This is a genomic window from Rhizobacter sp. (assembly GCF_031412075.1).
GTDB lineage: Bacteria > Pseudomonadota > Gammaproteobacteria > Burkholderiales > Burkholderiaceae_C > Rhizobacter.
Genome location: NZ_JANOCG010000030.1, coordinates 1 through 10,066 on the forward strand (window position 1 = coordinate 1; position 10,066 = coordinate 10,066).

10 protein-coding genes are annotated in these 10,066 nt (G+C 64.5%); 1 reads left to right on the plus strand and 9 read right to left on the minus strand.

The window, feature by feature from the left end; all coding sequences use genetic code 11:
- The 9 genes from RMO40_RS00925 to RMO40_RS00965 form a co-directional block, all read right to left on the minus strand.
- The coding region (locus RMO40_RS00925) for a hypothetical protein (RefSeq protein WP_309715055.1) at window positions 1–1,077 on the minus strand (1,077 nt) is incomplete at its 3' end.
- A gap of 28 nt (window positions 1,078–1,105) precedes the next feature.
- Window positions 1,106–2,014 (minus strand): polysaccharide biosynthesis tyrosine autokinase, encoded by a 909-nt coding sequence (locus RMO40_RS00930; protein ID WP_309715057.1) that lies wholly within the window; start codon window positions 2,012–2,014, stop codon window positions 1,106–1,108.
- A 38-nt stretch (window positions 2,015–2,052) separates the two neighbouring features.
- Window positions 2,053–3,477 (minus strand): chain length determinant protein EpsF, encoded by a 1,425-nt coding sequence (gene epsF / locus RMO40_RS00935; protein ID WP_309715059.1) that lies wholly within the window; start codon window positions 3,475–3,477, stop codon window positions 2,053–2,055.
- 28 nt (window positions 3,478–3,505) lie between these two features.
- Entirely contained in the window at window positions 3,506–4,600 is a 1,095-nt protein-coding gene (locus RMO40_RS00940) for a glycosyltransferase (protein ID WP_309715061.1), read from the minus strand.
- A gap of 17 nt (window positions 4,601–4,617) precedes the next feature.
- A complete protein-coding gene (locus RMO40_RS00945) occupies window positions 4,618–5,295 on the minus strand; it encodes a sugar transferase (protein ID WP_309715063.1) in 678 nt (225 codons plus the stop codon).
- Window positions 5,296–5,648: 353 nt separating this feature from the next.
- A complete protein-coding gene (locus tag RMO40_RS00950) occupies window positions 5,649–5,846 on the minus strand; it encodes a CsbD family protein (RefSeq protein ID WP_309715065.1) in 198 nt (65 codons plus the stop codon).
- Between the two features lie 160 nt (window positions 5,847–6,006).
- Window positions 6,007–6,567, minus strand: coding sequence for an electron transport complex subunit RsxB (rsxB, locus tag RMO40_RS00955; protein ID WP_309715067.1), 561 nt, complete (start codon window positions 6,565–6,567; stop codon window positions 6,007–6,009).
- Between the two features lie 9 nt (window positions 6,568–6,576).
- Window positions 6,577–7,899, minus strand: a complete 1,323-nt coding sequence (locus RMO40_RS00960; RefSeq protein WP_309715069.1) for a polyhydroxyalkanoate depolymerase — start codon at window positions 7,897–7,899, stop codon at window positions 6,577–6,579.
- 187 nt (window positions 7,900–8,086) lie between these two features.
- Window positions 8,087–9,286 carry an aromatic amino acid transaminase gene (locus tag RMO40_RS00965; RefSeq protein ID WP_309715071.1) on the minus strand — a complete coding sequence of 400 codons (1,200 nt, stop codon included), beginning with the start codon at window positions 9,284–9,286 and terminating at the stop codon, window positions 8,087–8,089.
- Between the two features lie 99 nt (window positions 9,287–9,385).
- On the opposite strand from RMO40_RS00965, the gene RMO40_RS00970 reads away from it, so the two are divergent.
- Window positions 9,386–10,066, plus strand: a 681-nt coding sequence (locus tag RMO40_RS00970) for a DEAD/DEAH box helicase family protein (protein WP_309715073.1), incomplete at its 3' end; no start/stop codon positions are given.

Below are 10,066 nucleotides of genomic sequence, written 5' to 3' on the forward strand. Positions count from 1 at the left end.
CGCGATGGCGCAGAAGTAGACGATGCCCATCGGCAGCCCGACGTCGTAGACGACGGAGAACACGCCCGACGGGTTGTTGAACTCCTGGTCGACGTAGCGGGCCAGAAAGTGGCTGAAGTGGCTGAACTCGGTTCTGGGCTGGCCCACCAACACGCCAAATGCTTCGCCCACCCCCAAGGGGAACTTGTGCACCCACATCAGGGTGTTTTCGAAACGCAGCGAGGGCCACTCGAAGGTGGCGAGCACGCCGGCGCCGTTGTTCAAGGAGGTGTAGTAGTAGCTCGCGAAACGGCCGATGGCAAATTCCCAGAAGCCCGTCTTGCCGGCGTAGGTGTCTGACTGCCACGACCTGAAGTACTCGGAGACGCCGAAGTAGAGGATCAGCAGCGGCACCAGCGCGAACGGCCCCACCGCGATCGCGAACCTCCGGGCTGCGGTGGGCGCGCCCTTTGACAGCTTGAACCCGGCAGCCACCGCGAACGGTATGGCCGCTTCGATGAGGGCCAGCCGCTCCGACCACGCATAGACGCGAAACAGGGTCAGTGCCATCAGCACGGCCGCCAGTGCGTGGTACTTCCGGGCCAGGGGTTTGTCGGCATGGACCCAGCAGAACGCGTAGATGGAAAAAAACACCGGCGCCATGTTGACCAGCGAGGTGATGCCGGTGGTGGAGCCGATCTCGCCTCGATCGGGCTTGAAGGTGCCCACCAGGGTCTGAAACAGCAGGACGGGGTTGAGGAAGAACGACTTGAACCAGTAGAGGTAAGCCACGACCGCGACGAGCCCGACCACCATACCGGCGCGCAGGTAGTTGTTTTTGTCGGGCGCCTGCAGGCCGGGCGTGATCTTGGTGCCGACCCAGCCCGCGACGGCGATGCACGCCAGGATCAGCGTGGCCATCAAGACGTAGGCGTCGTTGAGGAAGATGTGGCCTCTCACGGTCAAGCCCGGAAAGTTCATGCGGCCTGCAGCGGCCACGAGGATCAGCACCGGGATCAAGAAGCCGAGCGTCAGCCCGTGGGGCGTGATCCACCAGGGGCTTTCGATTGGTTTGGCGCTCGCTCGTGCGGGAGTCATGCAGAAGGTGTGACGCGTCGCACGAAGGTCAATGCGCGTTCATCACCACACCGGCCAGGCGGCTTCGCCCGGAGTTCATGGCACCGATGACCTTGTCCATGGCGTCCATGCGGGTGGTGCCCTGGCGGCCCACCGCGATGGAGGCGCCACAACGGGCAGCAATCACGCGGGCGTCGGCGCCGCGCGTGAAGGCCGGCGTGTCGACCACGACGTGGTCGAACTTGCTCAGCAGCTCTTGCATCAGCAAGGCAAACGCGGGGCGCTGCAGCAGCTCCATCGGGTTGGGCGGCACGCTGCCGACCGGCATCACAAACAGGCTGGGCAGGTCGGGCACGGTTTGAATGACGTTTGCCTCGGCGCGACCCGCCAGCACCGTGCTCAGGCCAACGGCACTGCTGACGCCGAACACCGAGTGCTGGCGCGGCGTGCGCATGTCGGCGTCAACGAGCAGGGTGCGCCCGCCCACCTGCGAAAACGCCACCGCCAGGTTGGCGGCGAGGAAGGTCTTGCCGTCGCCGACATCGGGGCTGACCACGCTCAGCGCCAGCGGGCTGCGGCCTGCGAGCCCGCTGCCGTGGTTCATCGAAACCTGGCTGCACAGGTCGCGGAAAACCTCGGCCTCGGGGCTGAACGGGTCGGCCGCCGCGACCAGCTCCGGGTAACGATCGCTTCGCCCCTGAGGTGCGTACGGGTAGTGAAACTGCTGCGACAGCGCCCACAACACGTCGTCGTCGCTGGCCAGCTTGAGTGCCACCGCCGCCTGGCCGAAGCGCATGCCGCTCTCTTGCTGGTAAGCAGCGATCTGGCTCACCTCGTCTTGCGACAACCCGCAGGCCTTGCGCAGCAGGTCGCCCATGGAGCGGTCGTGCAGGCTGGCGGCGCCTGCCGGTTCGCTCTCGAGGGCGCGGGTCGGGGTCTGGCCGTTGGGGTGGGACATAAGGATTCGCTGTCGTGTGTGGGGTGGGCTGCCAGGCGTTATCGGGCCGGGCGGGCGAAGCTGCCCAGGATGCGGGTTTTCAACGGGCTGGCCTTCGGGTGGGTCAGCAAGCGAGGGGTGGAGGCCTTGGGCATGATCACCAGCAAGGGCTGGCGCAGCCCTTCGACCACGTCTTCGACGGTGCGCATGCGGCGGTCTCTGATCTCGCGCAGCATCACCGTGGCGATGGCCAGCAGCAGGCCCAGCACCAGCGCCACCGAGACGTTGAGCCACAGCTTGGGTGACGCGGGGCGGTTCGGCGCAGAGGCCTGCCGCAGGATGGAGACGTTGGTCTGGGTGATCTGGCTCTCCAGGCTGGTCTGGCGGGCCCGCTGGAACACCGCGTCGTAGGCGCTGCGCGCGTTGTCGACGTCGTGCTGCAAGGCATTGGCTTCGTCGCGCTGGCCCTTCATGCGCAGCACCTTCGCGCGCTGCTCCACCAGCAGGGCGCGGATTTGCGCCTCGCGCGAGCTGGTCATCTGGTTGCTGGCCACGAGGCCGGAGGAGACGCGCCGCTTTTCAGCCTCGATCAGCGTGCGCAACTCGGCCATGCTGCTCTCGGTTTCTTTCACCTCGGGGTGCTGGGCGCCCAGGCGCTGACGCAGCTCGCCGAGCTTGACCTGCTGGCGCGAGAGTTCGGCATTGAGGGCCGCTACCGCGGGGTGGTTGAAGACCTCCGACATCTTGTCGGAGCTGACGCTGGCCATCTGCTCGCGGCTGCCCGATTCGGCCTTCATCGACTGCAAGGCCACCAACTGCGACGACAGCTCGGAAAGCCGCAGGCTCTCCACGTCAATGCGCTCGTCGGAGGCGGCGATGCCGTTGCTCTGCAAAAACCGCGAGAGCTTGGCCTGGGCTTCTTCGAGGGCCGTGCGCAGCTGCACCGCACGCTCGTCGAAAAAGTCGTTGTAGCGTTTGGCCGGCTCGACACGCAACTCCAGGGTGGTGTCGATGTAGGCCTTGACGATGGCGTTGGCGACGGCAGCCGCCGTGCCCGGCTCGGTGGCGGTGAAGGTGATCGACATCACGCCCGACTCGCGGGTGGGCTGCAGGTCGAGCTTGCGTTGCAGCTCTTCGGTGAGCCAGTTCTGGAACTCGCCTTCGCCTTGGGTGTCTTTCAGCCAGCGCTGCTTCCAGGTGGGGTCTTGCGCGAGGCCCAACGACGTGATCGCGCGACGAACCACACGCTCGCTCTGCACCACATCCATCTGCGTGGCCATGTAGCCGGTGATGAGCGTGGTGCCGAGCACCGTGCCCATGAGCGGGTCGGGCGAGCGCATGTCGACCAGTACGGCTGCGCTGGCGCGGTATTGGCGAGGCAGCAACACGCTGAGCAACACGGCCAGGGCGACGGCGCTGGCGATCACCAGCAGGGCAGCGCGCCAGCGTGCGCGCAAAACCACCATGAGACGGGAAAAAGACATGGGCGTCAGACCTTGTGTTTGTTGCCACTCATGCGGCGTGAGGGGCTTTGATCGGGATGCGGTAGGCAGCGAACAGCGCCTCACGGAAGCGTGTCTCGTCAAAGCGTTCGGCGATGTCCTGGCGTGCCGCCTGACCGATCGTTCGACGCAGCTCGACGGAGTCGATGAGCGGCGCGATGCATTTGACGATCTCTTCAGCGGTGCGGCAAAGGTAGCCATTCTCGCCGTGCCGGATGATGCTGCGATGGTCGGGTGTGTCCACGGCCACGCAAGGCAACCCGACGGCCATCGCTTCGACCAGCAAGGAGGGAAACCCCTGATCTCCATCGGCTGCCAGGTAAACCCACCCGGCGGCAAGGCGTGAGGCCCAATCGGCCGCGGTATCCGCCGCAGACACGCCCACCTGGGCAGCCTTCAGTCGCAAGCGGCTGGTTTGGTCGACGGAGCCGATCCAATTGAAGGCCAGGCCCAAGTCTTCTCCGCCCAGCAGCACGGCGAGCTGTGCGAACAGATCGGCGCTGCGAGGGCCGCCGCCGCTGTGACTGCCGGTCACGATCAAAGGGTGGCGCGCCTCGTGTCGGTGCACGCTGAAAAACTCCGGGCTGATAGGGGGCTGCACCCGTTCCATGGGAGGCTGCGAGTTCGCTTCGGGTGGGTTGACCTGCGACGCGGGGGCAACTCGCCGGTAGGGCGCATGTTGCAGGGCGATCGCAATGCCGGCGCGTTGTGCCATCCGGGTCCCGATCAGGCGCGGCAGCAGGCCATAAAGATGAACTCCCTGTGTGGGGCCGGCCTGAAGCTCCCTGCGGAAGGCTTTGAGTGCCCACAGCCAGCGCCGCAGGGGGTTGTGGGTCGGGGGTGTGACGACCACACGCACCGACGCGTGGATGCGCGGCAGAAGCCGCTGCGTTTGCCGGCTGTTCACGAACACGATCGTCTGTTCGACGGCTGCATCGGCGAGTGCTGATGTGGCGGGCTCCAGAAAGCTGAACACATCACCGTTCACGGAGCCGACCAGGTGCACCACTTTGCCTACCACGGCACCCGATTCGAGGTATCTGGTCGCGATTCGTCTCGAACCAGACTTCTTTGGTGCGAGAGGGGGCGATTCTTTGTTTTTCATCCCTGAGACATCGATGGTCAGCGTGCGCCGTCGCGTGACAGCACCACACCGACGGTCTTGAACAGGATCTGCAGGTCGAGCCAGACCGAACGCTTCTCGACGTAGCTGCGATCGAGCGCCACACGCTCGTCGTAGGTGGTGTCGTTGCGTCCACTGACCTGCCAGAGACCCGTGATGCCGGGGCGCACGCTCAGGTAGTGCCAGCGCACGCGGCCATAGCGTGTCAGCTCGGACACGGTGATCGGTCGAGGGCCGACCAGCACCATCTCGCCGCGCAGCACGTTGAAGAGCTGGGGCAGCTCGTCCAGACTGGTGCGTCGAAGAAAGTGACCGACCGGCGTGATGCGCGGGTCGTTGCTCAGCTTTTGGTCGCGTTGCCACTCCGCACGGGCTTCGGCGCTGTCGCGCAGAAGGTCGGCGAGCATCTGCTCGGACTCGCGGTACATGGTGCGGAACTTGAGGCAACGAAAGAGCTTGCCGCCGCGCCCGACACGGTAGTGGCCAAAGAAGATGGGTGCGCCATCCCGCCGCCACGTGAGCCAGGCCACCAACAACATCAGCGGGCTGAGCAACAGCAGCAGCAGCACAGCGACGAACTGGTTCAAGCTCAGGTTGAACCCATCCAGCAGGACGGCAGGCGAACCGAGGCGCTCGCTGAACCACCTGGCTCCAGAAACGTATGACGCAACTTTCATGACGGCTCCCAAAAGGGTTGCGATGGTATTTGATGCGGTGCAACAAATGGGCCAGACAGACCACTTTTTCCCCTGCATTCGAGGGGTGCCGGTAGTACCTGGTCACAACTGAATTCGCGGAGCAAAACAAGGCGCTTGGGTTCCTTGCTGCTTGCAAAAAAAAACAAGTTCAGCGAGTGAACTTGTGTGCACCTGTCAGCAGGATGGTGCTCGGCGCACTCGCGCAGATGCGACGTGCTGGGCGCACGCGATCATCGTGCGCGTGGCGAGCTGAAGCGCGAGATGCCATCGACCGGGCACACCAGGATCACAGCTCGCAGCCAGCGCGCTCACATCACGCGCGAGGCGATTGTTCAGTAGCGCGATTGCAGTTCGCGAATCTGTTGACGCGCTTCGTCTTGGCGAATCCCGTAGGTGCGCTGCATCTTGCCCGTGGCGTGCTCGCGTTCGCCGCGCTCCACCTGATCGTGGTCCCCAGCCAAGCGGCCCCAGCCCTTTCTGACATGGCCCTTGACCTGCTTCCACTGGCCTGCGATGCGATCTCGGTTCATTTCCGCTCCTGTGATGAATGAAGACAGCGGGTCGTCAATCCCCCCCGTGCGTGCAGCCTATGGCCGGCTTCGCGAGGCGCGCGTCAGCCTCGTGCAAAGGCCGGTGTCGGAAGAGGGCGCAAAGCGCTGTAGGACGAAGCCGACAGCGTTGCGGAGGGCCTCAAAGAGGTTTGAGTGCCCGCGCTCGCGAGGCCAGGCGCTCGTTGCGCTCGCGCTCGTCGCGCGTTTCGCGAAAGGTGTGAAACGCGTAGCGCTCGCGCGACTCGGCGGCTTGGGGCTGGCTCCACGCTTGCCAGCCGCTGCGCTCACCCGTCACGTTGACGAGCGAGATGCAGTCGACCGGGCACACCGGGATGCACAGCTCGCAGCCGGTGCACTGCGGGTCGATCACAGTGTGCATGCGTTTGGGGCCGCCGACGATCGCGTCGACCGGGCAGGCCGCGAGGCACAGCGTGCAGCCGATGCACCAGGCTTCGTCGATCACCGCGAGCTGGCGCGGGCCTTCGTGGCCGTTGTCGGGGTTGAGCGGGATGACAGGCCGGCCCGTGATCCGAGCCAGGCGGGCAATGCCCTCGGCACCACCGGGAGGGCACTGGTTGATCTCGGCCTCGCCTTCGCTGATGGCGTGCGCGTAGGCGTGGCAGTCGGGATAGCCGCATCGCGTGCACTGCGTTTGAGGCAGTGCACGGTCTAGGGCGTCGGTCAGGTCAGGGCGGCTCACCCCGGCAGCTTAGCGCGCGCGCTTGCGGACTGGCGCGGCCTTCTTGGCTGCTGGCTTGGCAGCAGGTTTGTTGGCTTTGGCCGCACGTGGAGCGGACTCATGGCTTGCGATGAAGTCCCGCACTTCCGGGTACACCAGCTCGCGCCAGCGGCGGCCCGAGAAGATGCCGTAGTGGCCCGCGCCTTCCACGTCGTAATGGAACTGACGTGCTTTGGGGATGCCGGTGCACAGGTCGTGCGCGGCACGGGTCTGGCCGGCGCCGGAGATGTCGTCGAGCTCGCCTTCGATGGTCAGCAAGGCCGAGGTCTTGATGTCTTGCGGGCGCACCAGGTTGCCGTCGACCACCCAGGTGCCGTTGACGAGGGCGAAGTCCTGGAAGATCGTCTTGATGGTGTCGAGGTAGTACTCGGCCGGCATGTCGAGCACGGCGTTGTATTCGTCGTAGAAGGAGCGGTGGAAGTCGGCACTTTCGTCTTCACCGCGCATCAGGTCCATGAAGTAGTCGTAGTGCGAGTTCATGTGGCGGTCGGGGTTCATCGCGATGAAGCCGGTGTGCTGCAGGAACCCCGGGTACACACGCCGCCCGTTGCCAGGGTAGTTGGTCGGCACGCGGTAGATCACGTTGTTCTCGAACCATTCGAAGCTCTTGTTCATCGCCAGGTTGTTCACCGCGGTGGGCGACTTGCGGGCGTCGATGGGGCCACCCATCATCGTCATCGTGCGGGGCGTGAACTCACCGGCGCTGGCCATCAGCGACACGGCTGCGAGAACCGGCACGGTGGGCTGGCAGACCGAGATCACGTGGACTTCGGGGCCGATGTGGCGGATGAACTCCTGCACGTAGGCGATGTAGTCGTCGAGGTGGAAGGGGCCGGCCTCCAAGGGCACCATGCGGGCGTCGGTCCAGTCGGTGATGAAAACCTTGTGGTCGATCAGCAGGTTACGCACGGTCTCGCGCAGGAGCGTGGAGTGGTGTCCCGAGAGGGGGGCCACCACCAGCACCGTCGGTTGTTCCTTGAGTTTGGACAAGACCACGAGGTCGTCGGTGAAGCGCTTGAACCGAAGCAGCCGGCAGAACGACTTTTCGACCGCCACCTGCTCCTGCACCGCCACGTCGATGCCATCCACCTTGACCGAGTTGATCGCGAACTGTGGTTTTTCGTATTCCTTGGCCAGCCGGTGCATCAGGTCAAGCCCGGCCGACACGCGGTGTGCCATCGGCGTGTGCGTGAACGGCGACAGCGGGTGGTTGTACAGCTTGGACGAGGCGCTTGCGAACTCGGAGAACGGGCTCATCAGCGCGCGTTGGGTTTCATAGAGCTGATACAGCATGGAATTTCCTCATGAGACCGGGTGGTCTGGTCGCGCCGCACCTTTGTGCGTCGCAGCATTCTAGGCAGCTGACCTGAATCGTGCAGGCAGGCGCACGAGTGAAAACCCCGAAAAGCACCGTGATTCGCACCCAATGCGTGCATTCCCAGCATCCATGGTGTCGCCCTTGCGACACCATGGTGCGTGTTCAGCTTACTTCGACGATGGCGCTGACCACGGCGTCGATGTTTTTGCTGTTGAGTGCAGCCACGCAGATTCGGCCTGAATCGACGCCATAAATGCCGAACTCGCCGCGCAGGCGCTGCATTTGCTCTTTGCTGAGGCCAGAGTAGCTGAACATGCCCTTTTGCTGGGTGATGAAGCTCATGTCTTGCTTCACACCGGCCGCCTGGAGCTTGTCGAGCAGGGCGGTGCGCATCTGCTTGATGCGAACGCGCATGCCGGCGAGCTCTTCTTCCCACAGTGCGCGCAGGGCTGGGGTGTTGAGCACGGTGGCCACCACCTGGGCGCCGTGCGTCGGCGGGTTGGAGTAGTTGGTGCGGATGACGATCTTCAACTGGCTCAGCACGCGGGCCGCTTCGTCCTTGCTGGCACAGGCCACGCTCAGTGCGCCCACACGCTCACCGTAGAGAGAGAAGCTCTTGGAGAACGAGGTCGAGACGAAGAAGTCGAGCCCGGCGCCCATGAACTGCGCGATCACGGCGCCGTCTTCAGCAATGCCTTCGCCAAAGCCTTGATAGGCCATGTCGAGGAAGGGCACCAGGTTCTTGGCTTTGACGGCCTGCACCACCTGATCCCACTGCGCCGGGGTGATGTCGTAGCCGGTCGGGTTGTGGCAGCAAGCATGCAGCACGACGATGGTGCCGGCGGCGGCGCTGTTCAACGCGGCCAGCATGCCATCGAAGTTGACTCCGCGTTTCGCGGCGTCGTAGTAGGGGTAGCTGTCGACGGTGAAGCCTGCGTTGGTGAAGAGCGCGCGGTGGTTTTCCCAGCTCGGGTCGCTGATCAGCACGGTGGCGTTCGGGCTAACGCGCTTCAGGAAATCAGCGCCGATCTTCAGGCCGCCGGTGCCGCCGATGCCTTGCACGGTGGCGATGCGGCCTTCCTTGACGGCTGGGCTGTCGGCACCGAAGACCAGGCCTTGCACGGCCTTGTCATAGGCCGCGATGCCGTCGATCGGCAGGTAGCCGCGCGGGGTGAGCGTCTCCATCATCTGCTTTTCAGCCTGCTGCACGCACTTGAGCAAAGGCAGCTTGCCGTTGTCGTCGTAGTAGACGCCGACGCCGAGGTTGACCTTGGCGGGGTTGGGGTCGGCGTTGAACTGTTCGTTGAGGCCCAGGATGGGATCGCGGGGGGCCATTTCAACGGCGGCGAACAGCGAGGTCATGGACAGTCCTTGTCAGTAGAGAGGCAAGCGGATTTGGGCTACCCTGGATGTTTGCCCAGTGCGCCCCATTTGCGGGGAAACCCGAGGATTTTATCTGCCATGGCCGACCTGTCCGACGCCCCCGCTGTTTCAATCGCCGACGTACCCGCTGAGGGTGTGTTCGTGAGCTTTCCCGATTCACCGTTCCAGCTGTTCCAGCCCTACCCACCGGCGGGCGACCAGCCCACCGCCATCAACCAGCTCGTCGAGGGCGTGAACGATGGCCTGACCTACCAGACGCTGTTGGGCGTGACCGGCTCGGGCAAGACCTTCACCATGGCCAACGTGATCGCGCGCCTGGGCCGCCCGGCCATCGTGTTTGCGCCCAACAAGACGCTGGCCGCGCAGCTCTACAGCGAGTTTCGCGAGTTCTTCCCGAAGAACGCGGTGGAGTACTTCGTCAGCTATTACGACTACTACCAGCCCGAGGCCTACGTGCCGCAGCGCGACCTGTTCATCGAGAAAGACAGCTCGATCAACGAACACATCGAGCAGATGCGGCTCTCGGCCACCAAGAGCCTGCTGGAGCGGCGCGATGTGGTGATCGTGGCCACCGTCTCGGCCATCTACGGCATCGGCAACCCGAGCGACTACCACCGCATGGTGATGACGCTGCGGGTGGGCGACAAGATGGGCCAGCGCGATGTGATCGCGCAGCTGATCCGCATGCAGTACCAGCGCAACGAGATGGATTTTTCGCGCGGCACCTTCCGTGTGCGCGGTGACACCATCGATGTGTTC

What these genes read in the sequence shown, in the direction of transcription:
- epsF (WP_309715059.1), bottom strand. Translation starts at nt 3,477, where the DNA reads ATGTCTTTTTCCCGTCTCATGGTGGTTTTGCGCGCACGCTGGCGCGCT.
- RMO40_RS00960 (WP_309715069.1), bottom strand. Translation starts at nt 7,899, where the DNA reads ATGCTGTATCAGCTCTATGAAACCCAACGCGCGCTGATGAGCCCGTTC.
- RMO40_RS00945 (WP_309715063.1), bottom strand. Translation starts at nt 5,295, where the DNA reads ATGAAAGTTGCGTCATACGTTTCTGGAGCCAGGTGGTTCAGCGAGCGC.
- RMO40_RS00940 (WP_309715061.1), bottom strand. Translation starts at nt 4,600, where the DNA reads ATGAAAAACAAAGAATCGCCCCCTCTCGCACCAAAGAAGTCTGGTTCG.
- RMO40_RS00930 (WP_309715057.1), bottom strand. Translation starts at nt 2,014, where the DNA reads ATGTCCCACCCCAACGGCCAGACCCCGACCCGCGCCCTCGAGAGCGAA.
- RMO40_RS00965 (WP_309715071.1), bottom strand. Translation starts at nt 9,286, where the DNA reads ATGACCTCGCTGTTCGCCGCCGTTGAAATGGCCCCCCGCGATCCCATC.
- RMO40_RS00950 (WP_309715065.1), bottom strand. Translation starts at nt 5,846, where the DNA reads ATGAACCGAGATCGCATCGCAGGCCAGTGGAAGCAGGTCAAGGGCCAT.